Origin of the sequence: Aliirhizobium wenxiniae (assembly GCF_014201355.1) — a bacterium.
Classification (GTDB): Bacteria; Pseudomonadota; Alphaproteobacteria; order Rhizobiales; family Rhizobiaceae; genus Neorhizobium; species Neorhizobium wenxiniae.
Genome location: NZ_JACHEG010000001.1, coordinates 1568758 through 1592846 on the forward strand (window position 1 = coordinate 1568758; position 24089 = coordinate 1592846).

A 24089-nucleotide genomic window follows, 5' to 3' on the forward strand; every position below is an offset into this window, starting at 1 on the left:
ACAGTCGCGGGCCGCGCCAAAGGGGTGGAATGTCCATTAAAGGACTTGGGGTGTCCGACCGTGTTACGCCCGAATACCCCTCGACGCCAGCCCTAATCGATCCGTCAATAAGACATATTATCGCAGTGCAGCATTTTTTCGCGAGAGAATGGCGACAGCGCCGCCATTCCCGATCTCGCCTGCCTGTTCACCGTCAGGATTTCGGATTGATGTTTTCGAAGTGAAGCAGAAGGCCGCTATGATCCTTTTCTCCGCCACCTTCGAAAACGAAGTCGGAAAATTCGCCGGTCACCGTTTGCGTCAACGGCAGTTGCAGCGAGAGTTCCTTGGCGAGCGCCATGACCGTATTCAGGTCCTTCAACTGGTTGTTCGACGAACCACCGGGTTCGAAATTCCGCTCCACCATGCGCGCGCCGTGCAGCTCCAGAATGCGGCTTTCGGCAAACCCGCCGCGGATCGCATTGCGGAACGCCTCGCGCGACGCGCCACCGGCCTGAACGAGGATCATCGCTTCGGCGACTGCACCGATCGTGACCGCCACGATCTGCTGGTTGGCAAGCTTGCAAACCTGCCCTGCTCCGCTCGGCCCCACATGGGTGACACGACCGAGAACGGCAAACACATCGGCAAGACCCGCAATCACGTCGCCATCGCCGCCGGCCATGATCGCCAGCGTCCCGGCATCGGCACCGACGACACCACCGGACACCGGAGCGTCGAGATGCCTGACGCCCATGTCGGCAAGCTTCGCGGAATGCTCGCGGGCAATCGACGGTGCGATCGAACTGGTATCGATGAGGATGGCACCCGTCTTCATCGCATCCGCCACGCCGCCATCGAACAGCACCGAGCCGACGACATCGCCATTCGTCATCATGGTGAAGACGATATCGGCATCGCGCACCGCATCGGTAGCTGAAGAGGCGACCACTGCGCCCTCGGCCTCAAGCGGCTTCGCCTTTGCAGTATCGCGGTTCCATACCGTCAACGGATATCCGGCACGGGCAAGCCGCCGCGCCATGGGCAGGCCCATCAGGCCCAGCCCTAGAAAGGCGATGCTTTTCTTGGCAGTCTCGCCACTCATAGCTTGCCTCCCAGCTCATCCTCGATATGGACCTGGATGATCTCGTCGAAGTTCTTCTCCGAGGTAAAGCCGAGTTCGCTTGCGCGTTTTGCCTCGAAGCCCGGCGCCCATCCGGCAACCATTTTCATGATCATCTCGTCCGGCTGGCGGCGGATCAGCTTCACTGCATCTTCGCCGGCAACGCGCCGCAGCGCCTCGATCTGCTCACCAACCGTGGCACTGACACCCGGCATGGAAAGGCTGCGACGCCAGCCGAGCTTGGAGAGATCGAGCCCTGCCCCATGGATCAGGAAGCCGACGGCGGAACGCGGAGATGTATGCCAATGGCGCACATCGTCGGAGACAGGCAGCACCGCCTCCTGTCCGACAAGCGGCTCACGCAAAATGCCGGAGAAGAAGCCGGAGGCTGCCTTGTTCGGCTTTCCGGGGCGGATGCAGACGGTCGGAAGACGGATACCGATACCGTCGAAGAAACCGCGACGGCTGTAATCGGCCAGAAGCAGCTCGCTCATCGCCTTCTGGGTGCCATAGCTGGTGAGCGGCGTCAGATGGAATTCGTCCGGGATAGGATAGGGCAGCGGCGCGCCGACAACCGCGATCGACGAGGTGAACACGACGCGCGGGAAATACCCGTCCGCTTGGTTTGCCAGCCGGATCGCGTCGAAGAGATAGCGCGTGCCGTCGAGATTGATGCGATAGCCCTTGTCGAAATCGAATTCCGCTTCACCGGAAACGATCGCCGCCAGATGAAAGATCACATCAGGCCGCGTGGCGATGAGTTTTTCCGCTTCGCCGGGCAGGCTGAAATCCGATGCCAGCGTCACGACCTTGCCGCCAAAGCCGACAGGCGCTTCCGGCTCGATCACATCGACCAATGTCAACGCGTCGACGGGCTTGCCATGCAGCACCCCTTCGGAAACGAGACGCTGGGTGAGCTTGCGACCGACCATGCCGGCAGCACCGATAACAAGAATATGCATGTTTCCTCCCATACACCCGTGGATGCCCCACGAATTTCCTCTTGTAAGGTTGTCTGATAACCCTGTATGGTCTGTTTGGAAATAGAAGAGTTCGTCATCAGGCAAAAAAGCCGCCGGCGAAAACTGACGTGAGGCTTTGGACTGCCGGAGAAATTCCGGGCACTCCTGGGGAGGAGAACTACATGACGGACCTTTCGGGCTCGATCGCCGAGCAGCGCCTTTCTCTGTGCGCAGTTCTGGGCGAAGATCTTGTCCTCACCAACTCAGAAGACATGCTGCAATATTGCCGTGACTGGCACGGTGACGTGACAAGTGGCGCGATTGCCGTCATCCGTCCCCGCTCAACTGCGGATGTGCAGGCCGCCGTAAGGGCATGCCGCGACCTTGGCCTCAAGATCGTACCGCAGGGCGGCAATACCGGCCTCGTTCTCGGCGGCATACCGGATGAACCGGAGCGGCAGGTCGTGCTCACGTTGGAACGCATGAACAGGATCCGCAATATCGACAGCGACGATTTCTCCGCCGTGGTCGACGCCGGATGCGTGCTGGCCGAACTCAAGGATACGATTGCCGAGAAGGGCATGTTCTTCCCGCTGGCGCTCGGTGCTCAGGGCAGCTGCCGCATCGGCGGCAATGTCTCCACCAATGCTGGCGGCATCAACGTGCTGCGTTACGGCATGACCCGCGAACTGGTTCTCGGCCTCGAAGTCGTGCTTCCCGATGGCAGCGTCTTCGACGGCCTATCGACCCTGCGCAAAGACAATCGCGGGCTGGACCTGAAGCAGCTTTTCATTGGCGCCGAAGGCACGCTCGGCATCATCACCGCAGTATCGGTGAAGCTGACGCCCTACCCCGACAATGTCGCAACCGCCCTTCTGGCGCTAAATTCGCTGGACGACGCGATCACGCTCTACCGTCGTGCAAGGCGCGATTGCTGCGACCTGATGTCGGCCTTCGAATTCATGCCGCCGCTCGCCTTCACGCTTGCGCGCGAAGCCATGCCCGACCTGCCGATCCCGTTGTCGGGCGACTATCCCGCCTATGTACTGATGGAGATTTCCGGCTCCGGGCTCGTCGATATCGACGATCTGATGCACCGTTTTCTCGAGGGCGTGATGGGCGACGAGCTGGTGGTCGACGGCACGATCGCCACATCTCAGGCGCAGGCTCGCAATCTCTGGCTCATCCGTGAAGGCATGAACGAGGGCCAGGCCAAGCGTGGCGCCCATATGCGCACCGACATCTCGGTATCGCTATCGCAGCTTGCCGCTTTTGTAATCGATGCCGAAGCGGCGGTTGCGCAAGCACTGCCCGACTGCATCAGCGTGTCCTATGGCCATGTCGGCGACGGCAACGTACACCTCAACGTGCTGCCGCCGAACGGCTCGACCATCGAAGAGCGCCACGAAAAGATTTACAGGGCCAAGAAGGTCGTCAATGTCGTGGTCGACAAATACAACGGCAGCATCAGCGCCGAGCACGGCATCGGCCGCCTGAAGCGCGAAGATTTCGAGGAGCGCCTGTCCGACACCAAGCGCGGCCTTCTGATAGCTATCAAGAAGGCGATCGATCCGGATCTGCTGCTGAACCCCCATTGCCAAATCGATCTCGGCGCGGATATTCGCTAGCCATCACAAGGAGCAACATCCGCCATGGCCGATTTCACCCAGATCAGACGAAGTGAGCATCTGCCGACGCGCATCGCCGCTGAAATCGGCAGAGAGATTTCCGATGGCAGCATCGCTCCTGGCCAGAAACTGCCGACCGAACATCTTCTGGCCCAGACGTTTGGCGTCAGCCGCTCGGTCGTACGCGAGGCGATCGCCCATCTGCGCAACGAGGGCCTGGTCGAAACCCGCCAGGGTGTCGGTGCATTCGCGACCGAACTCGCTCAGCGCCAGTCGCTCCGGATCGAGGCCGGACCACCGGAAGACAAGGAAGCTTTCCGCGACCTATTCCAGGTGCGCTTCGCATTGGAGACGGAAGCTGCTGGCCTGGCAGCCCTCCACCATTCACGCGAGGATCTCGCCAGGCTTGACGAGATTTTAGCGCAGATGACCGGCGCGGAAAAATGGGGCGAACACGGCGTCGTCGCCGATCTCGCCTTCCATCGTGCCGTCGCTGCCGCCACCCACAATGAATATTTCCAGCAATTCGTCGGCTTCATCACCGAGCGGACCCATGTCGCGATCAACGCGGCTCGCGCCGCAGCGATTTTGGAGGAAATCGTCGAAGTGACCATCGCCGAACATGTCGCCATTCGTGATGCGATTGCAACCGGCGAGCCGGCTGCCGCAAAGACCGCAATGAAGCGGCACCTGAATGGCGCTGCCCGACGCCTCAACCTTGAACTGGAAATGAGCTGACGGCAGACAGGGGGCGGTTTTCCACCCTCACGGCATCCTGCAGTTATAGACAAAACGCAAAAGTCATATTAAAACGGCTCTAACGTTGTCGGACATCTGACAACGTCGGAAAAGGTGGAGGCCTTTTCCTGAAAATGGGAGGATTTTCTTGGCATATCTGCATGCCCTGTCGTCGGATATCGTCTTGCCGGTGGATGCGCCGAACGCGCTTCTGGTTGGACGCGTATGGTCGAACGCAGCCGCCGGCCCCTGCCCGGTGCTTTTCTCAAATGGACATCTTCTAGATCTCTCCTCATTGGCGCCGACATTGTCCGCGCTGCTGGAGATTGATGATCTCGTGGAAAAACTGTCCGCCACCTCATCCTTCACCGATCTTGGCAGCCTCGACGATTTCCTGAACGGCGAGGCAGGTCAACTTCTTGCGCCCGCCGACCTTCAGGCGATCAAGGCCGCCGGTGTCACCTTCGCCGACAGCATGCTGGAGCGGGTGATCGAGGAACAGGCCAAGGGCGATCCGCTACGCGCCCAGGAAATTCGCGGCCGTCTGGCCCCGGTTCTTGGCGACAACCTCAAGGGTCTCGTCGCAGGCTCTGAAAAGGCAGCCGAAGTCAAAAAACTGCTGCAGGATATGGGCCTCTGGTCGCAATATCTGGAAGTCGGCATCGGCCCGGACGCGGAAATCTTCACCAAGGCCCAGCCGATGTCGTCCGTCGGCTGCGGCTCTGACGTCGGTATCCATCCGAAATCCGACTGGAACAACCCGGAGCCGGAAGTGGTGCTCGGCATCACCTCCAAGGGTGAGATCATCGGCGCAACGCTCGGCAACGACGTCAACCTGCGCGATTTCGAAGGCCGCTCGGCGCTGCTTCTGAGCAAGGCGAAGGACAACAACGCCTCCTGCTCGATCGGCCCGTTCATCCGCCTGTTCGACGGCAAATTCACCATCGACGACGTCAAGTCGGCCGAGATCAGCCTGTCCGTGAAGGGCGAGGACGGTTTCGAGATGACCGGTGTCAGTCCGTTGAAGGCGATCAGTCGCTCACCGGAAAACCTGACGTCGCAGCTTCTGAACCGCAACCATCAATATCCGGATGGCGCGCTGTTCTTCCTCGGCACCATGTTTGCCCCGGTCAAGGACCGCCGCGGCAAGGGACTGGGTTTCACCCACGAGATCGGCGACATCGTCGAGATTTCCAGCCCCAAACTCGGGCGGCTGGTCAACCGGGTGGACCATAGCGACACCTGCCCCGAATGGACATTCGGGATAACCGCGCTGATGAAGAACCTGGCCACGCGCGGTCTTTTGTAGGAGCATCAGGGAGGAGCAAATGCAAAAGATTATCGATCTATTTTACAGGTTCCTTGAGATCCTGCTCATCCTGCTTCTGGCAGGCATGGCCCTGATGGTGTTCGGCAATGTCGTACTGCGTTACGGCTTCAATTCGGGCCTCAACGTCTCCGACGAACTGTCGCGCTACTTCTTCGTCTGGCTCACCTTCATCGGCGCCGTCGTCGCATTCCGCGAACACTCGCATCTGGGCGTGGAATCCCTGGTGGCCATGCTCGGCCGCAAGGGCCGCATCGCCTGCATGATCCTCAGCAATCTAGTGATCATCGGCTGTTCCGCCATTTTCTTCTGGGGCACCTGGGTACAGTTGCCGATCAACACCAGCATGGCGGCCCCCGTTACCGGCCTCTCCATGGGCTGGGTCTATGGTGTCGGTTTCTTCACCGGCGCCGGCTGCGTGCTGATTTCGCTCGAACGTCTTTTCCGCCTCGTGACCGGTCGTGTGACCGAGGATGAGATCGCCGCCTTCACCGGCGAGAACCTGACGATTGAACAGATGGCGGAGCGCACCTGATATGACACTTTTCGTCTTTGTCGGCTCCCTGCTCGGAGCCATGGCGATCGGCGTGCCGGTTGCCTTCTCGCTGATGTTCTGCGGCGTCGTGCTCATGTGGTACATGGGCATGTTCAACAGCCAGATCATCGCCCAGAACATGATCGCGGGTGCTGATACCTTCACCCTGCTCGCCATTCCCTTCTTCATCCTCGCCGGCGAACTGATGAATTCCGGTGGCCTGTCGAAGCGTATCATCGATTTCGCCATCGCCTGTGTCGGTCATATCCGCGGCGGCCTCGGCATCGTGGCGATTGTCGCAGCCCTCATCATGGCGTCGATCTCCGGTTCGGCAGCGGCCGATACCGCAGCGCTGGCAGCAATCCTGATCCCGATGATGGCGAAGGCCGGTTACAACATCCCGCGCTCGGGCGGCCTGATCGCTGCCGGGGGCATCATCGCCCCGGTCATCCCGCCGTCCATGGCCTTCATCGTCTTCGGTGTCGCCGCCAACGTCTCGATCACCCAGCTCTTCATGGCAGGCATTTTCCCCGGCATCCTGATGGGCCTGTCGCTGGTCATCACCTGGCTGATCGTTGCCCGCAAGGACAATGTGCAGGCGCTGCCCAAGACCACTTACAGGGAACGTCTCAACGCGACGGGTCGCGCGCTCTGGGCGCTCGGCATGCCGGTCATCATTCTCGGCGGCATCAAGGCTGGCGTCGTCACACCGACGGAAGCCGCTGTCGTGGCTGCAGCCTATGCGATGTTCGTCGGCATGGTCATCTACCGCGAACTCAAGCCGCGTGACCTGCCCCGCGTCATCCTTCAGGCGGCCAAGACGACCGCGGTCATCATGTTCCTGGTCTGCGCCGCACTCGTATCGGCATGGCTGATAACCGCGGCCAACATTCCGGCTGAAATCGCCAGCTATATCGAACCGCTGATCGACCGGCCGATGCTGCTGATGTTCGTCATCATGATCCTCGTTCTCGTCGTCGGCACCGCCCTCGACCTGACGCCGACCATTCTGATCCTGACGCCGGTGCTGATGCCGATCATCAAGCAGGCAGGCATCGATCCGGTCTACTTCGGCGTTCTGTTCATCATCAACAACTCGATCGGCCTCATCACGCCGCCGGTCGGGATTGTTCTCAACGTTGTCAGCGGTGTCGGGAGGATACCGCTTGGCAAGGTAACGGCCGGGGTATGGCCGTTCCTGCTTGCACAGACCATCGTGCTTTTCCTGCTCGTGCTGTTTCCCGATCTCGTGATCGTACCCGCACGATGGTTGCATTGACGGCCTGACAAACAACCTTTTCAATTCGAAGTTCAACTGGGAGGACTGACTATGAAGAAACTACTTTTCGCAACAACCGCGCTGGCTATTGCCGTCTCCGGCTCGGCTCCGGCCTTCGCCGAATTCAGCAGCCGCAATATCCGCGTCTCGAACGGCATCAATGCAGATCACCCGGTCGGCAACGGCATCAAGGCCATGCAGGAATGCCTCGACCAGAAATCGGGCGGCAAGCTGAAGCTGACCGCCTTCTGGGGCGGCGCGCTCGGCGGCGACCTTCAGGCAACCCAGGCGCTGCGTTCCGGCGTCCAGGAAGCCGTTGTTACCTCGTCCTCGCCGCTCGTCGGCATCATCCCGGCGCTCGGCGTGTTTGACCTGCCGTTCCTGTTCGCGAGCCCTGCCGAAGCCTACAAGGTTCTCGATGGCAAGTTCGGCGACTCGATGAACCAGAAGCTCGACGCAGCTGGCCTCGTCAATCTCGCCTATTGGGAAAACGGTTTCCGCAACCTGTCCAACTCGCAGCATCCGGTAACCAAGTGGGAAGACTTCTCGGGCCTCAAGGTCCGCGTCATGCAGAACAACATCTTCCTCGACACGTTCCAGAACCTCGGCGCCAACGCCACCCCGATGGCCTTCGGTGAAGTCTATTCTGCGCTGGAAACCAAGGCGATCGACGCGCAGGAAAACCCCTATGTGACGATCGACACGTCGAAGTTCTTCGAAGTGCAGAAATACATCACCGAGACGAACCACGCCTACACGCCGTTCCTCTTCCTCTTCTCCAAGGCGATCTTCAACACCTATGCGCCGGAAGAGCAGGCAGCACTGCGCGAATGTGCGGTCGTCGGTCGTGATGTCGAGCGTCAGGTCATTGCCGACCTGAACAAGAAGTCACTGGAAAAGATCAAGGCGGCCGGTCTCGAAGTGAACCAGCTTTCGCCGGAAGAGCAGACCCGCATCCGCGAAAAGTCGATGGTCGTTTATGAAAAGCACAAGGCTCAGATCGGCGCCGACGTTGTCGACGGCATTCTCGCCGAGCTGAAAACCATCCGCGGCAACTGATCCGGATACACTCCCCGGATCAACTGTCGCGAGTGAAGCCCGCACCCCGCCGGTGCGGGCTTCTTTTTTATTCGGGCACCGCCGGAAGTACGCTTTCCCGCTTCTTCAGCATCTGTTCGCGGATGAAGATGAACAGGCCGGAAGCGACGATCAACGCGGCACCGATGAGCATGGTCAGCCGCGGCACGTCGCCGAAGAACAGGAAGCCGAAGATCACCGCCCAAAGCAGAAGCGTATATTGAAGCGGCGCGACCGTTGCCGCATCCGAGATCTTCAGCGCCCGGTTGACCAGCATATGCGCTGCCATGGCGACGATGCCGAGCAGTGCCAGCAGGCCGAGATCGAAGCCGGACTGGATCGGTGACCAGTCGAAGGGGGCAAACGCCAGCCCCGCGAGCCCCGCCCCCGTCACCTGAAAGAAGACCAGCGTCGTATCCGGTGTTCCGCGCAGAAAACGCCCTGAGATCATCATGAAGGCGAAGGCAGCACTGCCGATGATCGAGATCACCGCGGGCGCGGTGAACATCGCGGCTGACGGTTCAAGCGTAATGATGACGCCGACAAAGCCGATGGCAATTGCCGTCCAGCGCCGCCAGCCAACCGTGTCGCCCAGAAGCAGCGGCGAAAGCGCCGCGACATAGATCGGTGCGGCCAGCCAGTAGGTCATCACATCGGCAAGCGGCAGATACATGACGGCGTAATAGAAGCAGAACACTTCCGCCGTCGAGCAGACCACGCGGGCAAGCTGCATCCACGGCCGCTCGGCTTTCGTCAGTGCCGGTAACCCGGCCATCCAGACCATCGGAACGAGGATGACGAGTGCGGCAAGGCTACGAAGAAGCACGACCTGCCCTAGCCCGTAGCTGGCGACCAACCATTTGCCCATCGTGTCATTGAGCGCGAACATCAGCATGCCGAGCAACATGATTGCCGGACCGGCCACCGATGCGCCGCGCAAGGCTGCCGTAGAGGAAATCTGCATGGCTGGTCTCCTCAGATGGACGAGGCGTCGGAGAACCGACGGCTAACGGTGAAGGCTTTTTCAAGCTCGGGATTGAGTTCCATCCCGAGCCCCGGACCGGGCGGAACCGTGATCATACCGTTTTTCACCTCGGGAAGCGCCGTCACCAGATCGCGATACCAGGTATTGTAGAAGGCACGCACGCTTTCCTGCACCAGCGCGTTGGGAGCATTCAGCGAAAGATGCGTCGAGGCGCAGAGCACGACCGGGCCGGTACAATCATGCGGCGCGACCGGCAGGTGCCAGGCTTCCGCCATCGAGGCAATCTTGCGCGATTCAGACAGGCCGCCGCACCATGAAATGTCGAGCATGACGATGCCGGCAGCGCCGGTTTCCAGATAATCGCGAAAGCCCCAGCGCGTGGCGAGCGTTTCCGACGCGGAGATCGGCGCGGGCGAGACCTCGGCATAACGTTTCAGGCTGGACAGGCTGTCCATCTTAATCGGGTCTTCATGCCAGAAGGTGTTGTAAGGCGTCAAAGCCTTGGCGATCTGCATCGCCGGCAAAAGCTGCCACATGGAGTGGAACTCGACCATGATATCTATTCTGTCGCCGACCGCCTTGCGGATTTTCTCGAAGGGTTCGAGCGCCGCCTTCAGATCGGCAGACGAGATATACTGGCCCTTGGTCTTTTCCGCCGCCTGGTCGAACGGCCAGATCTTCATCGCCGTGATCCCTTCGGAGAGCAGCGATTCCGCCAGTTCGTCGGCGCGGTGTAGGAAGCCGTTCAGGTCGTCATAGTCCTTGCCGGTCGAAAGCCCGTAATTGGCCGTCGTCTGCCCGGTCGCCTTCTTGATATATTCGGTGCCGGCGCAGGTATTGTAGGTGCGGATTTCCTTGCGGGAAAAACCGCCAAGCAGCTGCGCGATCGGCTGGCCGGTCACTTTGCCAAAGATGTCCCACAGCGCGATGTCGAAGGCGGAATTGCCGCGTACCTCGGCGCCGGACGAACGAAAGCCGACATAACCGACCAGTTCCTGTGCCAGAAGATCGATCGCCAGGGGATCGCGGCCGATAACACGCGGGGCGACATATTCGTGGATGTAGCTTTCCACCGTTTCGGCACCGAAAAAGGTCTCCCCCAGTCCGGTAATGCCCTCATCGGTGTGAACCAGAACCCAGAGCAGGTTGCTCCGCTCGGCGACACGCACCGTCTCCAGCTTGGTGATCTTCATGTTTCCTCCCAGAATTTCCCAAGAGCCTGTATTTCTAAGGGAATTGCACCGGGATCGAAAGCCGTTTGCGGCCTCTAAAGTACGCTGAGCTAATAATATTGCCGCGTATTTCACGCCTCCGCTGGTCCGCTTTCAAACGCCACAACCGCTTTCGCAAAATTCCCGCGCAAATCCTTTGACATGAGGCGCGAAGGGATCTTTCATGGGCGCCAAGAAACGTCGCCATGCTCCGAGGAAAGGGCTGGACGGCATATAAAGCAAGAAAGAGGAACATCATGAACGTCGCTTCCCGTCCGAACGACATCCAGGCCGTTATCGAGGCCGACCGCGCCCATGTCTGGCACCATCTCTCCCAGCACAAGCAGTATGAAAGCGTCGACCCGAAGATCTATGTCGAGGGAAAAGGCACCCGCGTCTGGGATGCGACCGGCAAGGAATATCTCGATGCGGTCGCCGGTGCCGTCTGGACCGTCAATGTCGGTTACGGCCGGACCTCGATCGCCGATGCGGTACGCGACCAGTTGGTGAAGCTCAACTATTTCGCCGGCGCAGCGGGCAACGTTCCGGCAGCGCTTTTCGCCGAAAAGCTGATCGAAAAGATGCCGGGCATGACCCGCGTCTATTATTCGAACTCCGGTTCGGAAGCGAACGAGAAGGTGTTCAAAATGGTGCGCCAGATCGCGCACCGGAAGCACAATGGCGGTAAGTACAAGATCCTCTACCGCGATCGCGATTACCACGGCACGACGCTCGGCACGCTGGCCGCAGCCGGCCAGAAGGAACGTCGCGAGCAATATGGCCCGATGCCGGAAGGTTTCGTCGAGGTGCCGCATTGCCTCGAATATCGCAGCCAGTGGGGTGACGTCGAAGATTACGGCATCCGCGCAGCCAACGCGATCGAGGACGTGATCCTGCGCGAAGGCCCGGAAACCATCGGTCTTCTCTGCCTTGAACCGGTAACCGCCGGCGGCGGCGTCATCACGCCGCCCAAGGGCTATTGGGAACGCGTCCAGGAAATCTGCCGCAAATACGATGTTCTGCTGCATATCGACGAAGTCGTCTGCGGCATGGGCCGCACCGGCAAGTGGTTCGGTTACCAGCATTACGGCATCGAGCCCGATTTCGTCACCATGGCCAAAGGCGTCGCCTCCGGTTACGCCGCGATCTCCTGCACGGTGACGACCGAAAAGGTCTTCGAACTGTTCAAGGACGACCCGACCGATCCGATGTCCTATTTCCGCGACATCTCCACCTTCGGCGGCTGCACCTCGGGACCTGCTGCAGCGCTGGAAAACATGCGGATCATCGAGGATGAAGGCCTGCTCGAAAACACCCTCAAAATGGGTGAGCGGCTGATGAACAACCTGCGCGAATTGCAGAGCCGCCATCAGGTGATCGGTGATGTGCGCGGCCTAGGCCTGTTCTGCGGCGCCGAACTGGTCATGGACCGCGCGACCAAGGAACCGGCACCGGAAAAGATGGTCCAGGCAGTCACCGCCGATTGCCTGGCGCAGGGCGTCATCATCGGCGCCACCAACCGTTCGGTTCCCGGCCTCAACAACACGCTCTGCATGAGCCCGCCGCTGATCATCAATTCAGCCGAAATCGACCAGATCACCGGTGCGATCGACAAGGCGCTGACCAAAGTTTTTGGCTAACTGCCAAAAACTGGGGCCGGAGCTTCACGCCCGGCCCGACCATTCGCACAAGATGAGCGGCAAAGCCGCCGGGGAACCGATGACCAATTCCGACTTCCGCCCGATCTCGGGCGTTGATCTGCCGCGCTTTGCCGGCATCGCCACCTTCATGCGCCTGCCGCATATCGCATTGGACGACGAACGTTTGAGCCAGGTCGATATCGGCCTGATCGGCGTGCCGTGGGATGGCGGTACGACCAACCGGCCCGGCCCCCGCCATGCCCCGCGCCAATTGCGCGATCTCTCCAGCATGGTGCGGCATGAAAACGGCGCAACGCGCATCAGACCCTACGATCTTGCAAACTGCGCCGATCTTGGTGATGTCGGGCCGAACCCGGCCGATGTCGAGGACTCGATGCAGCGCATCACCGCCTTTTACGATCGGGTGAAGACGGCCGGCATCATGCCGCTGACGGCAGGCGGCGATCACCTGTCTTCACTACCGATCCTGCGCTCGCTCGGCCGCGACAGGCCATTGGGCATGATCCATTTCGACAGCCACACAGACCTCTTCCACTCCTATTTCGGCGGCTTCAAATATACCCACGGCACGCCCTTCCGCCGCGCAGTCGAAGAAGGACTGCTCGATCCGAAACGCGTCTGCATGATCGGCATCCGCGGCCCGGCCTACGATTTCGAGGACCGTGACTTTGCCGATGCCGTCGGTATTCGCGTCATCCCGATCGAGGAGTTTCACGCCCGCGGCGTCGAGGACGTGATGACGGAGGCAAGGGAAATTGTCGGCTCGGGCGAAACCTATGTCAGTTACGATATCGATTTCATCGACCCAGCCTTTGCGCCCGGAACCGGCACGCCGGAGATCGGCGGCCCGAACAGCTATCAGGCATTGCAGGTCGTGCGCGAATTGCGCGGGCTGAATATCGTCGGCGCCGACATGGTGGAAGTCTCGCCGCCATTCGACACGAGCGGAGCAACCGCCTTCCTCGGTATAACCGTGATGTTCGAATTGCTCTGCGTCATGGCCGAAATCATCAGCAAGCGTCCCGGCAAAAACTAGCGCCAATCACACCGCATTCGCCATGCCGGCATCGTTGAGAAGCCCGCTGATAGCGGAGATCAGCTGTGCCGGCACGAAAGGCTTCTGGATCAGCACGCTGTTGGGCACGCCATGCGAGGTCCATTCGGACGCGCTGTCGGCAGTCACGTAGACGACAGGGATGTTCGACTGACACTGCCGGGCGTGGCGTCCGACCTGCCAGCCACTCGCGCCTTTGCCAAGGCGGATATCGGTGATCACGCCGGAGAACTGCGTGGCGTCCGCATCGAGCGCGGCAATTGCCTCCTCGGCAGAAGCGAAGGACGCAACCTCGAAGCCGTTTTCGATCAACAACTCCTCGGCATCGAGCCGCAGAAGATGGTCGTCTTCGACCAGAAGCAATTGAATTGATGCGTCATCCGCCATGGTCCGTCCTATCGGATGCGGCAGGAAGACAAGAGCTCCCGCATCCAGTTTCAGGCTTCGACCTACCGCCGTCACCGTTCCGTCCGGCCGCCTAACGCAATCAGAGCAAAGTAGTTCCCCATTCTGATACAATCTTCGAAAATGCTGGGCCACCGTGATATGCTTGCATCATCACTCGCCTCAAATCGAGACGCCGCAGGCCTGAGGGGGCCGCCTGCAGCGCCTCGACACGGCACGGCATGCAGTCGCCTATTGCAGCGCGACGGCACCGTCCGGACGGGAAAAATAACGGCGCCATGCACTGGGCGTCGTGCCGGTCACCCGGCGGAAGACACGAGACAGATGCGACTGATCGGCCAGTCCGCAATCGAGCGCGATCTCACAAAGCGGCGCATTGGTGGTCATCATCCGCTGCTTGGCATGCTCGACACGGCGGGAAACGACATAATTGTGCGGGGGGACACCGAACGTCGCCTTGAATGCAGCGGAAAAGTAGCTTGTGCTCAACCGAACCTGCTGGGCGAGTTCGTCGAGCGGAATGCCATGGGAAATGCGCTCGTCAATATATAGCTTCACCTTCTTCACCTGCCATGGGGCAAGGCCGCCGGTGGCAACCTGCTTCTCCGGCTCGCGTGAAGCGACCGGCTCGACAAGCCGCAATTTGCCAGGTTGGCGTTCAGCAATCCTGGCATCGATGGAAAAGGGATTTTCGGGATATAGGCCTGCGAGATCGGCATAGATGGTGCTCATATCGAGCGGGTTGATCTGACGGGCGACAACAGCTGCGGTGGCGGACATCTGCGCTCTCCTGTGGGTCTGTTGAATTTTCACCAGTCCATATTGAGATGACCGCCGCCAATCGGATATTCTACAGTCAGTCAGTTTTCGCACCCATGGGTTTTAGCGTCATATACTCGGGTATGATTGCCCTTGGCGGAAGCTGCCGCGTAGGGTCGGTTTGAGCTTGAATCACGGCAATTTCAATGAATTGAGGATATGACGGAAAGCCCAATCATTCTGGTTGTCGATGACGAGCCGCTGATCCGGCAGGCACTCGACACTCTGCTTCGCTCCGTCGGTTACCGCGTGCGGACATTTGCGACCGCGCTCGACCTCTATGAGGACGATTGCCTTCCGCAGGCCAGCTGCCTGATCCTCGATATCCGGCTTCCCTTCACCAGCGGACTGGATTTCCAGCAGAAACTCACCGATCGCGGCATTGTCGTTCCGATCATATTCGTTACCGCCCATGGCGATATCCCGATGACGGTGCGCGCCATGAAGGCTGGAGCCGCCGACTTTCTCTCCAAGCCGTTCCGGGATCAGGACATTCTCGATTCCGTCGCCTCGGCCGTGCTGAAGCACCAGGAATTCCTTGGCTCCAGCAAAACCGAGGCCGACCTCAAATCCCGCTACACACAGCTTTCCCCGCGCGAGCAGCAGATCATGGCGATGGCGACGGCCGGGCTTATGAATAAGCAAATCGCCGGCGAACTGGGCCTGAGCGAGATCACCGTGAAGATCCATCGCGGCAAGGTAAGTCGCAAGATGAGCGCGAAAACCTTCGCTGATCTTGTGAAGATGGCAGAGCTACTCGGCTTGTCGCACCGGTAAGTATCTCGCGCAAAATGCGAAGCGGTTTTGCGTCAAAGAAATGCGATAAAACAAAGATCAAAGCGTTTGGAACATATCTGAAGGATCGCGAAACGCTTTGGAATGAGCCGAATAAACCCCCGTATAATTTAAACCCTTGGCTCAGAGGCGCATATTACAGGGAAAGAGAAAGACCGGGATTTCCCGGAGATTGGTTCATACCCGTTGAAAGCGCCTGTCATCATTGCCATCATCGACGACGAAGAGAACATCCGTCGCGGGATGAGCGGCCTTTTGCGATCACTCGGTTACGAAGCGCGCAGCTTTGAATCCGCAGAAGCGTTCCTCGCCACCACAGCAGCAGCCGACTGTTCGTGCATCGTCTCCGATGTACATATGGATGGCATGAGCGGTATCGACCTCTTCCAGACGCTTTCAGCGCGCGGAAGCGAGGTTCCGTTCATCTTCGTCACCGCCTTTGCCGAAGAGGTCGGGCGGCTTAATCTGGGCAAGGACACTTGCGTCCTGCCAAAACCTTTCAAGGTCGATATCCTCATCGACTGCATCGAAAAGGCAACGCAGCCGGCAACCTGAACACTCAAGGAAGCAGCGCATGTGCACGCATCATAACTTCATCAGAAAAGTAACGCCGAAGACCCGCGGTTGCGAGGAATGTCTGGAGCTTGGCATGACCTGGGTTCATCTGAGGCTATGCCGCGAATGCGGCCATGTGGGCTGCTGTGACCAATCGGAAGGCAAGCATGCGACAGCCCATTTCAGGCACACGCGCCACCCGATCATCGAAGGCTACGATCCGCCGGAAGGCTGGGGATGGTGCTATATCGACGAAGAGATCGTCGATCTGCCCGACCAGACACCGCAGGTCGGCCCGATCCCGCGTTACGTCTGAAAATTTCAAAAGAGAGAGCAGCGGTTCAATGAGCCGCTGCGAGGTATTGATGGATCGCGGCGACGACAACCGATCCCTCACCCACGGCCGATGCCACGCGCTTGACGGAACCGGCCCGCACGTCACCCACGGCAAAAATGCCCGGCTTGCTGGCGGCATAGGGATGCCGTGTCATGTCGTCCGACGACAGACCGGTACAGACGAAGCCTTGCCGGTCGAGTTCCAGGCATCCGTCGAGCCAGTCGGTATTGGGGTCCGCCCCGATCATCACGAACAGGTTGGAGGCATTGCAGCGTGACGTCTCCCCACTCGTGCGATCGATCCAGGTCACGGCTTCCAACCCGTGTTCTCCGGCGAGCTCGGTAATCTCGCATCCCTCGCAAAGGGTGATGTGCGGCGAGCTCTTGATACGTTGCACGAGATAGTCGGACATGGTCGCGGAAATTCTGCTGCGCACCAGCATATGCACGTGACGCGCAGTTCGGGAAAGAAACACCGCCGCCTGCCCTGCCGAATTGCCGCCGCCGACAATGACGACTTCCTGACCCGAGCAAATCTGGCCTTCCATCGCGGTTGCCGCATACTGGATGCCGCGGCCTTCGAACCTTGCATAATCGGGAATATCGAGCTTGCGATAACGCGCGCCGGTCGCAACCACGACAGTCTTCGTGCTGACCGAACGGCCATCGCTCAGGCCCACCGCATAAGGCGAGTTTGAGCAATCGAGTGATGCGGCACTTCGTGACACGCAAAGCCGTGCGCCAAATTTCTGCGCCTGGATATGGGCGCGCCCCGCAAGCGCCAGCCCGGAAATACCGGTCGGGAACCCGAGATAATTCTCGATCTTCGACGACGTGCCGGCCTGGCCGCCCGGCGCCATGGTTTCGATGACCAGTGTCTTCAGCCCTTCCGATGCGGCATAGACCGCCGATGCAAGCCCGGCCGGTCCTGCACCAAGAACCACGACGTCATAAAGCGCATCATCTTCCGGCGGTTCGAAAAGCCCCAGTTCGTCGGCCAGTATCTCATTCGACGGCTGCTTGAGAACGCCGTGATCCGGCGTGATCAGGGCCGGAAGATCATTCGCGCCGATCCCGAACCGCTGCATTACGGAGGGTGCATCCGCATCATTCACGCCCATGATCGTGACGGGATAGAGATTGCGGATGAGGAACCGCTGGACGCCCAACAGATCGCCGCTTTCCCTATGCCCGATGAGAATGCCGCCACCGGTCGCGTGGCGCACGAAACCGGCGCGGCGAAGGATATAGGAGCGGATGATCGTCTCGCCGATATCGGGCTCTCCGGTGATCAGCGCACGGAACCTCTCGTGGCAGACACGGATAACCCGCGAGCCGGCGAGACAAAGACCCGACAGCAGAATGCTGCGGTGGGTGAACATGTTCTGTTCACCGCTGAACTGGCCTCGTTTGTAGCTATAGAGATGATGCCGCCCCTGGATCGGATCGTCGGCGAACATCTGCAATTCACCATCCAGAACCAGAAGGAAATCGATCGAATGATCGCCTCGGCGGAAGACATAGGTATCTTCCGCAACAAGCTGCTCCGTGCCGTAAGGACGGATGCGTTCGATCATCTCGTCGGTCAGTGAAGGAAAGGTCTGGGCCGGGCGTATCCACGGGTCGGTGGGATCGACAGGAAGATCAGGCATGCAAAGCTCCCCGTCACGACATCAACCGATAATCGCGGATTTTATCAACGAAAGGCCGGCATCCGCAATACGGATGCCGGCGAATGGCATGTTACTTGTTGGTGTCGCGCAGTATCTCGAACAGGAACCAGGCGCGCTTTTCGGACTCGTCGATCCAGTTTTCCAAGAGGCTGGCTGTGCCGACATCGTTATGTTCGTCACAAACATCATGCAGTTCGCGCATGCTGGCGATGAGAGCCGCATTGTCTTCACGCAGTTCCGCCAGCATTTCATGCGGGTGGACGAAATCGGCGTCGTTATCCTCAATCCGCTGCTTGCGGGAAATGTCGCCGATCGAGCGCAGCGTGTTGCCGCCGATCTTGCGGACGCGCTCGGCCAGCGGGTCGGTCATCGCCAGCAACTCATCGCCATGGTCGTCCAGCATCAGGTGGAAATCGCGGAAATGCACACCCGACATATGCCAATGGAAATTCTTGGTCTTGAGGTAAAGCGCAAAGACATCGGCGAGCAGCGCGTTGGCACCGCCGGAAATGTCCTTGGTTGCCTCGGCGCCAAGACCTGTCGGGGTCTTGAGATCTGCCGAGCGGCGAGATTTGACGGACTGTTCCATGATCATATCCTTCATTGAGATTTGAATTATGCGGTTCTGAACGACGCCGGCGGATCGCTTGCGGGAAACGTCTCGCGCAACGCCTCGTCGACATCCTCATCGGTCTCGACATGGGCCGCGGGCGCTCTCGCAATGACGAGATCGAGCGGTTCGGGCAGGCTTTCGAGACCGTCACGCAGAACGTCTTCCGCGTCTTGACGCTTGTTCGTCATGTCATGCCTCCAATTTTGCTGCGAACACCCACGCCGCCACTCTGACAAATGAGGTTACGATGTTTGTGTTCCACGGGTGAGACAATATCGCCCTGCCCTGCGCGCGACTTGGACAAAACCATCTGCGCGAGCAGTGCAGCCTGCATTTCGACGGCAACCCAAACGAGCCGGTTGGGTAATTTTGGACAATTCAGGATTATTTCAGAGAAGCATATCATGCAATTCTCCGATAGTCTGTCGCAAGAATGGGGCAATAACGATCAGGCACGAATTGTCGATCAAGGGGATTGGGCTTGCAGGGCGACATGACGAATTGGATGCGGCAATCCGGGAACCGGCCAGGTATGGCAGCCGGCAACAGATATCGCGTAGCTTTCGGTATCGCTTCCGGGCTCGCCATATTCGCCATAGACACGTTCACGACGCTGGCAAGTGCGGTTGCCGTGCTCTACGTGCTTGTGATCGTGCTGGCAGGTGACCTTGGCAGCAAAAAAGCTATTCGCAGAACTTCCACAATCTGCGCAATCCTCACCCTCATAAGCTTCGCCGCTTCACATGCGCATAATCTGGAATCCCAAGCGACATTGCGGCTCCTCTTCAGCCTCGCCGCGAACATCGTGACGACGCTTCTCCTTCTGCGCCGCGTTGGAGACGAGGCAGCCCTTAAGGAGAGCGAGCACCGCTACCGTACGATTTTCGAAACGCTGGCCGTTGCAATCTGGGAGAACGATTTCCGCTTGGTGAAGGCCGAGCTCGAAAAGCTGCGCCAACGTGGAATCGTCGATATACGACCGTATCTCGCAGACAATCACGATTTTGTCGTCAGAATGCGCAAGGCAGTTCGGATCACCGACGTCAACCAGACCGCGCTGAAGCTGATGGACGTTCCCTCCAAGGATGAGTTCTTCCGCACACTCGACGATTTTCTTCCCGACAACGATGGCGGTTTCGCGCATTTTCTCGCGGGCATTTTCGAAGGCCAGACCGAATTCCAGTCGGAAACCACCGTACGCAGACGGGACGGCAGACTGATCCCGATCCTTGTCGCCCTCAGCTTTCCGAAGGACGGTTCCGGCCTCGACCGCATACAGGCCAGCATCGTCGACATGACCGAGCGGCACCAGTTCCAGGAAGCGCTGGAGACGTCGCGGCAGGAACTGGAACAGGCGTCCCGCGCCGCGATGATCGGTGAAATCTCGGCCTCGATTGCGCATGAGGTCAACCAGCCGCTTTCGGCTATCATGACCTTCGTGCAGGCCGGCACCCGCTGGCTGAATCGGCAGCCGCCGGATATCGATGAGGCGAAGCTAGCCCTGCAGGATGCCGTTGCAGCAACCGAACATGCTGCCCAGGTGGTCAAGCGCGTGCGGATGCTGCTTGGCAAGTCGAAATCGGAAAACGCTGAGGTCACGGTCGATGCCGCCATCGCCGATGCGGTGCAGCTGAAGCAGAAGGAACTTGCAGCCGATGGCGTGCTGGTGAACCTGTCGCTGATGGCGCAAGGTGGGACGGTTCGTGGCGACCGGGTTCTCCTGCAGCAGGTTTTCCTGAACGTGATATCCAACGCCATGCATGCGATGGAAACGACAGCCCCTCGCACACTCACGATCCAGAGCCGCCTTGCTGAAGACGGTATCAACATACGTTTTGCCGATAGCGGCGCAGGCCTTGGATCATCGGCGCCGGAAACCCTGTTCAAGCCATTTAATACGACCAAGCCGAACGGCATGGGGCTCGGCCTTGCCATGTGCCGGTCGATCATGATGGCGCATAGCGGCACGATCTCGATCCGAGACCGGACAGACGGACAAGGCGCGATCGTAGAGGTCAGGCTGCCGCTCGCCATGGACGAAGAGGAAGCGGTGCCGCTGACCGCGTGATAACGGCAGCTAGACCTTCGAAGCCGGCAGCTTTGCTACGGCCGCTTTCAGCGCCACGCCGCTGACGCGGGTCTTCATCATGTCTCTGACCAGCGCGGCAATGGCCTCTGCAGCTTCACGGATCGGCAGACCGCCATCGCGGATATTGGAGACGCAGTTGCGGCCGGAATCCGGGTTCCCCGACTTCGGACCATAGGTGATATAGGCCCCGAGACTGTCTGCGGCGGAAAGCCCCGGACGTTCCCCGACAAGCACGATCGTCAGTTTTGCGCCGAGCGCTTCGCCGGCGGGATCGCCGAGCGCGACCCTTGCCTGATTGGCCATCACGATCGGCGCCGCCGAAAGGTTCAAACCCGCAAGCTTCGGCACCAGCGCCTCGATCAGCGGCACGGCATTGAGATCCACCGCACTGGACGACAGGCCGTCGGCCACCACGATCGCCACGTCATAGCCCTTGGCCGTCCCTGCCTGTTTCAGCCGTTCGGTCGATTCCGGAGCGAGCAGCCGCCCGAGATCCGGCCGCCGGACATAGATGCTGCGGTCAGGAGCCATGCTGTCGACGCCGATCACCGCAAGGCCGATGCGGTTGAGGCGATCGATCAGCGAGGCCCGATCAACGCTCGTCCAAACCGCTTCGCGCGCCCGCGCATGATCGAGCAGGAAGGAGAGCTGCGCCTGTGTCGGAAGCCCCGCGCCATGGCGGCCGAGCGAAACGCGCGCATCAGTCATTTCCTTCAGATCCAGCGTCTTGTCGGCAACGGAGGGTTCGATCACCTTTGCCATGTCAGGCTCCGATCAATGCGCTGCTGCGGACATAGTTGGAGAGGGCGGCCGGCTCTCCGATCAGCGCGCCGTCGCGATCCGTCAGCCCGATCTCGGAAAGCCATTGTTCAAACTCCGGTGCCGGCGGCCGTTTCAGCGTCTCGCGGCAATAGACGGCATCGTGATGCGACAGCGACTGGTAGTTCAGCATGATGTCGTCGGCACCGGGAACGGTGATGACGAAATTGACATTGGCCGCGCAGAGCAAAGTCAGCAGCGTATCCATGTCTTCCTGATCGGCATCCGCGTGGTTGGTGTAACAGACGTCGACGCCCATCGGCAGGCCGAGCAGCTTGCCGCAGAAATGGTCCTCGATCCCGGCGCGGATGATCTGCTTGCCGTTGAACAGATATTCCGGGCCGATGAAACCGACGACGGTGTTGACAAGCAGCGGATCGAACTCGCGGGCAACCGCATAGGCGCGCACTTCCATCGTCTGCTGGTCAACGCCGAAATGCGCATCGGCGGAAAGTGCAGCACCCTGCCCCGTCTCGAAATACATCACGTTCGCACCCGGCATGCCGCGCCCCAGCGATCGCCCCGCCTCATGCGCTTCTTTCAACAGTGCAAGGTCGACGCCGAAACCGCGATTGGCCTTTTCCGATCCGGCCACCGACTGGAACACGAGATCGACCGGCGCGCCCTTCTCGATCGCCTGGATCGCCGTCGTCACATGGCCGAGGCAGCAGGTCTGGGTCGGGATCGCAAGCTTTTCACGCAATTCGTCGAGCAGCGAGACGATGCGGATATAGTCATCTGTCGCATCGGTCGCCGGATTGACGCCGATCACGGCATCGCCCGATCCCATCAGCAACCCGTCGATGGCCGACGCGATGATGCCCCGGCTGTCGTCTGTCGGATGGTTCGGCTGATTACGGGTGGAAAGCCGCCCCGCAAGCCCGATCGTGTTGCGGAAACGGGTGACGACGCGGCGTTTGGCGGAAACCGCAATCATGTCCTGCAGCCGCATGATCTTCGAAACGGCCGCAACCATTTCCGGCGTCAGGCCCCAGGTAACGGCTTCGAGCCGGTCATGGGTCGTCTCGGGTTTGAGCAGCCACTCGCGAAACTCGCCGACGGTGAGCGAGGACACTGCGGAAAAGGCTGCCGGCTCATGCCGCGCAGCGATCAGCCGGGAAACCTCGTCATCATCAGACGAGATCAGTTCCTCACCGAGAAACGCCTTCAACGGCAGATCGGCCAGCGTCATCTGCGCCGCCAGTCGCTCGACCGGACCTTCAGCGGCAATGCCCGCCAGCTGGTCACCGGAGCGTTCCGGCGTCGCCTTCGCCAGAAGCGTCTTCAGGTCATCGAAGCGAAAGACAGTCTGCTCGATCGTCGTCTTGTAGGCCATGAAGGTTCAACCCATTGAAAAAGCGCGTGCAGTCAGCCTCCCTGGAAAACACGGCTTCCCCCAAAGCGCTGTCTCCCACTCCGATTAAGCACGACAAACACTTCGCTTTTCAAGGTCAAACTTGATCCATCGCAACGGAGACGTGCTTGACCTCCGGGCGCGGTCCAATATCTACGCCGCATGGATTCTCAAGGCACCCCAGACACGTCCCGTTTCGATATCGCTTCACTGCGGGAAACCATCCGCCGCATAGCCAGGGGCCGCGATACCTGGGCCTTGCGGTGGCAGGCGCTGCTTGCCTTCGTGGATATCTGCATCCTCGCCTTTTTCCTGCTCGGCCCCTATCTACGCGACGGGCCGTCCTATCTGATCATCGACTACATGATCGCCGTCTGGGTGGGGGCCGAACTGGCCGCCCGCTCGCTTGCGGCACCGTCTCTCGGCCGTTTCCTGAAAATGCCGATGACCTGGGTCGACCTTTTCATCCTCGCGACCCTCTTGTTTCCCGACACGCTCTTCAACTTCGCCTTTCTGCGCGTCATGCGGATCTGGGCGATCGGCAGAAGCCCGCTTCTGAAAGAAGTCATGCGACGCTTCGGCTGCCTGCATCTGGAAGACGTGACACGCGCCTGCCTGAATTTCATCGTTTTCCTCTTCATGGTGACGGGCTTCGTCTACACGAGCTTCTTCTACAACCGCCCCGGCGGCGAAGGTTTCGTCGACGCGCTTTATTTCACCGTCGCAACCATCACCACCACCGGCTTCGGCGACATCACGCTTCCCGGCACGCTCGGCAAGCTGACATCCGTATTCACAATGATCATCGGCATTTCGCTGTTTGTGCGGCTGGCGCAGGCGATCATCCGACCGCCCAAGGTGCGCTTCCCCTGCCCCGAATGCGGGCTGCAGCGGCACGATACCGACGCGGTGCATTGCAAGGCCTGCGGCCATCTTCTGAACATTCCCGATGAAGGTGATTGATCGGGTTGACGCGGTTTGATCCGATGGCGTGATGATCATCCTTCCGTGTCGTATATCGACTGGGCCGGGCCTCGAACTGTCGCTAATCTCCCCCGCAGAGTCAGGAGAC

24 protein-coding genes are annotated in these 24089 nt (G+C 59.9%); 13 read left to right on the forward strand and 11 right to left on the reverse strand.

All coding sequences use genetic code 11. The features are described 5' to 3' along the window. Positions 1–193: 193 nt before the first annotated feature. Together HNQ72_RS07590 and denD are read right to left on the reverse strand one after the other, a co-directional pair. The gene (locus HNQ72_RS07590) at positions 194–1084 is read right to left on the reverse strand and encodes an NAD(P)-dependent oxidoreductase (protein WP_183991010.1); all 891 of its coding nucleotides are present in this window, start codon (positions 1082–1084) and stop codon (positions 194–196) included. Then, complete coding sequence (gene denD, locus HNQ72_RS07595) at positions 1081–2064, reverse strand: D-erythronate dehydrogenase (RefSeq protein ID WP_183991012.1); 984 nt, start codon at positions 2062–2064, stop codon at positions 1081–1083. The genes HNQ72_RS07590 and denD overlap by 4 nt, the downstream gene beginning before the upstream one ends. A 182-nt stretch (positions 2065–2246) precedes the next feature. Between denD and HNQ72_RS07600 the strand changes: the two genes are divergently transcribed. The 6 genes from HNQ72_RS07600 (at position 2247) to HNQ72_RS07625 (ending at position 8630) form a co-directional block, all read left to right on the forward strand. Next, positions 2247–3692, forward strand: coding sequence for an FAD-binding oxidoreductase (locus HNQ72_RS07600; protein WP_183991014.1), 1446 nt, complete (start codon positions 2247–2249; stop codon positions 3690–3692). Between the two features lie 24 nt (positions 3693–3716). After that, entirely contained in the window at positions 3717–4430 is a 714-nt protein-coding gene (locus tag HNQ72_RS07605) for a FadR/GntR family transcriptional regulator (RefSeq protein WP_148143040.1), read from the forward strand. Positions 4431–4578: 148 nt separating this feature from the next. Then, positions 4579–5739: a fumarylacetoacetate hydrolase family protein gene (locus HNQ72_RS07610; protein WP_183991016.1), complete on the forward strand. Its 1161-nt coding sequence runs from the start codon at positions 4579–4581 to the stop codon at positions 5737–5739. Between the two features lie 19 nt (positions 5740–5758). Continuing rightward, positions 5759–6292, forward strand: coding sequence for a TRAP transporter small permease (locus HNQ72_RS07615; RefSeq protein ID WP_183991018.1), 534 nt, complete (start codon positions 5759–5761; stop codon positions 6290–6292). A 1-nt stretch (position 6293) separates the two neighbouring features. Then, positions 6294–7571, forward strand: a complete 1278-nt coding sequence (locus tag HNQ72_RS07620; protein ID WP_183991020.1) for a TRAP transporter large permease — start codon at positions 6294–6296, stop codon at positions 7569–7571. A 51-nt stretch (positions 7572–7622) separates the two neighbouring features. Beyond that, positions 7623–8630: a TRAP transporter substrate-binding protein gene (locus HNQ72_RS07625; protein WP_183991022.1), complete on the forward strand. Its 1008-nt coding sequence runs from the start codon at positions 7623–7625 to the stop codon at positions 8628–8630. 67 nt (positions 8631–8697) lie between these two features. Here the strand turns inward: HNQ72_RS07625 and HNQ72_RS07630 are convergent, their stop codons facing one another. Together HNQ72_RS07630 and HNQ72_RS07635 are read right to left on the reverse strand one after the other, a co-directional pair. Next, positions 8698–9612, reverse strand: coding sequence for a DMT family transporter (locus HNQ72_RS07630; protein WP_244654323.1), 915 nt, complete (start codon positions 9610–9612; stop codon positions 8698–8700). Positions 9613–9623: 11 nt separating this feature from the next. Then, positions 9624–10826, reverse strand: coding sequence for a mandelate racemase/muconate lactonizing enzyme family protein (locus HNQ72_RS07635; protein WP_183991024.1), 1203 nt, complete (start codon positions 10824–10826; stop codon positions 9624–9626). 275 nt (positions 10827–11101) lie between these two features. Here HNQ72_RS07635 and HNQ72_RS07640 point away from each other — a divergent pair, with 275 nt between their 5' ends. Beyond that, positions 11102–12484, forward strand: a complete 1383-nt coding sequence (locus tag HNQ72_RS07640) for an aminotransferase family protein (protein WP_183991027.1) — start codon at positions 11102–11104, stop codon at positions 12482–12484. 79 nt (positions 12485–12563) lie between these two features. Next, complete coding sequence (locus HNQ72_RS07645; protein WP_183991029.1) at positions 12564–13541, forward strand: agmatinase; 978 nt, start codon at positions 12564–12566, stop codon at positions 13539–13541. 6 nt (positions 13542–13547) lie between these two features. Here the strand turns inward: HNQ72_RS07645 and HNQ72_RS07650 are convergent, their stop codons facing one another. Continuing rightward, a complete protein-coding gene (locus HNQ72_RS07650; protein ID WP_244654324.1) occupies positions 13548–14021 on the reverse strand; it encodes a response regulator in 474 nt (157 codons plus the stop codon). Between the two features lie 174 nt (positions 14022–14195). Further along, the gene (locus tag HNQ72_RS07655) at positions 14196–14744 is read right to left on the reverse strand and encodes a helix-turn-helix domain-containing protein (protein WP_183991032.1); all 549 of its coding nucleotides are present in this window, start codon (positions 14742–14744) and stop codon (positions 14196–14198) included. A 198-nt stretch (positions 14745–14942) separates the two neighbouring features. Here HNQ72_RS07655 and HNQ72_RS07660 point away from each other — a divergent pair, with 198 nt between their 5' ends. The 3 genes from HNQ72_RS07660 to HNQ72_RS07670 all read left to right on the forward strand — a co-directional run bounded on the left by HNQ72_RS07660 (position 14943) and on the right by HNQ72_RS07670 (position 16449). After that, positions 14943–15560, forward strand: coding sequence for a response regulator transcription factor (locus HNQ72_RS07660; RefSeq protein WP_183991034.1), 618 nt, complete (start codon positions 14943–14945; stop codon positions 15558–15560). 204 nt (positions 15561–15764) lie between these two features. Next, positions 15765–16133, forward strand: a complete 369-nt coding sequence (locus HNQ72_RS07665) for a response regulator transcription factor (RefSeq protein WP_183991036.1) — start codon at positions 15765–15767, stop codon at positions 16131–16133. A gap of 19 nt (positions 16134–16152) precedes the next feature. Beyond that, positions 16153–16449 (forward strand): UBP-type zinc finger domain-containing protein, encoded by a 297-nt coding sequence (locus HNQ72_RS07670; protein WP_183991038.1) that lies wholly within the window; start codon positions 16153–16155, stop codon positions 16447–16449. A gap of 25 nt (positions 16450–16474) precedes the next feature. Here the strand turns inward: HNQ72_RS07670 and HNQ72_RS07675 are convergent, their stop codons facing one another. From HNQ72_RS07675 to HNQ72_RS07685, 3 genes are all read right to left on the reverse strand, one after another. Beyond that, positions 16475–18121 (reverse strand): FAD-dependent oxidoreductase, encoded by a 1647-nt coding sequence (locus tag HNQ72_RS07675; protein WP_183991040.1) that lies wholly within the window; start codon positions 18119–18121, stop codon positions 16475–16477. 91 nt (positions 18122–18212) lie between these two features. Further along, positions 18213–18731, reverse strand: coding sequence for a Dps family protein (locus HNQ72_RS07680; RefSeq protein WP_183991042.1), 519 nt, complete (start codon positions 18729–18731; stop codon positions 18213–18215). A gap of 26 nt (positions 18732–18757) precedes the next feature. Beyond that, positions 18758–18943 carry a hypothetical protein gene (locus tag HNQ72_RS07685; RefSeq protein ID WP_183991044.1) on the reverse strand — a complete coding sequence of 62 codons (186 nt, stop codon included), beginning with the start codon at positions 18941–18943 and terminating at the stop codon, positions 18758–18760. Positions 18944–19287: 344 nt separating this feature from the next. On the opposite strand from HNQ72_RS07685, the gene HNQ72_RS07690 reads away from it, so the two are divergent. Next, positions 19288–20823, forward strand: a complete 1536-nt coding sequence (locus tag HNQ72_RS07690; RefSeq protein WP_183991046.1) for a sensor histidine kinase — start codon at positions 19288–19290, stop codon at positions 20821–20823. 9 nt (positions 20824–20832) lie between these two features. On the opposite strand, the gene eutC is transcribed toward HNQ72_RS07690, so the two are convergent. Beyond that, a complete protein-coding gene (eutC, locus tag HNQ72_RS07695; protein ID WP_183991048.1) occupies positions 20833–21606 on the reverse strand; it encodes an ethanolamine ammonia-lyase subunit EutC in 774 nt (257 codons plus the stop codon). Between the two features lies 1 nt (position 21607). Continuing rightward, a complete protein-coding gene (locus HNQ72_RS07700) occupies positions 21608–22999 on the reverse strand; it encodes an ethanolamine ammonia-lyase subunit EutB (protein WP_183991050.1) in 1392 nt (463 codons plus the stop codon). A gap of 180 nt (positions 23000–23179) precedes the next feature. Between HNQ72_RS07700 and HNQ72_RS07705 the strand changes: the two genes are divergently transcribed. Beyond that, a complete protein-coding gene (locus tag HNQ72_RS07705) occupies positions 23180–23980 on the forward strand; it encodes a potassium channel family protein (RefSeq protein WP_183991052.1) in 801 nt (266 codons plus the stop codon). Positions 23981–24089 lie beyond the last annotated feature (109 nt).

Coding starts and splice junctions, on each gene's coding strand:
- HNQ72_RS07705 (WP_183991052.1), top strand. CDS start 23,180: ATGGATTCTCAAGGCACCCCAGACACGTCCCGTTTCGATATCGCTTCA.
- eutC (WP_183991048.1), bottom strand. CDS start 21,606: ATGGCAAAGGTGATCGAACCCTCCGTTGCCGACAAGACGCTGGATCTG.
- HNQ72_RS07640 (WP_183991027.1), top strand. CDS start 11,102: ATGAACGTCGCTTCCCGTCCGAACGACATCCAGGCCGTTATCGAGGCC.
- HNQ72_RS07660 (WP_183991034.1), top strand. CDS start 14,943: ATGACGGAAAGCCCAATCATTCTGGTTGTCGATGACGAGCCGCTGATC.
- HNQ72_RS07655 (WP_183991032.1), bottom strand. CDS start 14,744: ATGTCCGCCACCGCAGCTGTTGTCGCCCGTCAGATCAACCCGCTCGAT.
- HNQ72_RS07685 (WP_183991044.1), bottom strand. CDS start 18,943: ATGACGAACAAGCGTCAAGACGCGGAAGACGTTCTGCGTGACGGTCTC.
- HNQ72_RS07700 (WP_183991050.1), bottom strand. CDS start 22,999: ATGGCCTACAAGACGACGATCGAGCAGACTGTCTTTCGCTTCGATGAC.
- HNQ72_RS07620 (WP_183991020.1), top strand. CDS start 6,294: ATGACACTTTTCGTCTTTGTCGGCTCCCTGCTCGGAGCCATGGCGATC.
- HNQ72_RS07670 (WP_183991038.1), top strand. CDS start 16,153: ATGTGCACGCATCATAACTTCATCAGAAAAGTAACGCCGAAGACCCGC.
- HNQ72_RS07615 (WP_183991018.1), top strand. CDS start 5,759: ATGCAAAAGATTATCGATCTATTTTACAGGTTCCTTGAGATCCTGCTC.
- HNQ72_RS07690 (WP_183991046.1), top strand. CDS start 19,288: ATGGCAGCCGGCAACAGATATCGCGTAGCTTTCGGTATCGCTTCCGGG.
- denD (WP_183991012.1), bottom strand. CDS start 2,064: ATGCATATTCTTGTTATCGGTGCTGCCGGCATGGTCGGTCGCAAGCTC.
- HNQ72_RS07625 (WP_183991022.1), top strand. CDS start 7,623: ATGAAGAAACTACTTTTCGCAACAACCGCGCTGGCTATTGCCGTCTCC.
- HNQ72_RS07605 (WP_148143040.1), top strand. CDS start 3,717: ATGGCCGATTTCACCCAGATCAGACGAAGTGAGCATCTGCCGACGCGC.
- HNQ72_RS07635 (WP_183991024.1), bottom strand. CDS start 10,826: ATGAAGATCACCAAGCTGGAGACGGTGCGTGTCGCCGAGCGGAGCAAC.
- HNQ72_RS07680 (WP_183991042.1), bottom strand. CDS start 18,731: ATGGAACAGTCCGTCAAATCTCGCCGCTCGGCAGATCTCAAGACCCCG.
- HNQ72_RS07645 (WP_183991029.1), top strand. CDS start 12,564: ATGACCAATTCCGACTTCCGCCCGATCTCGGGCGTTGATCTGCCGCGC.
- HNQ72_RS07590 (WP_183991010.1), bottom strand. CDS start 1,084: ATGAGTGGCGAGACTGCCAAGAAAAGCATCGCCTTTCTAGGGCTGGGC.
- HNQ72_RS07675 (WP_183991040.1), bottom strand. CDS start 18,121: ATGCCTGATCTTCCTGTCGATCCCACCGACCCGTGGATACGCCCGGCC.
- HNQ72_RS07630 (WP_244654323.1), bottom strand. CDS start 9,612: ATGCAGATTTCCTCTACGGCAGCCTTGCGCGGCGCATCGGTGGCCGGT.
- HNQ72_RS07600 (WP_183991014.1), top strand. CDS start 2,247: ATGACGGACCTTTCGGGCTCGATCGCCGAGCAGCGCCTTTCTCTGTGC.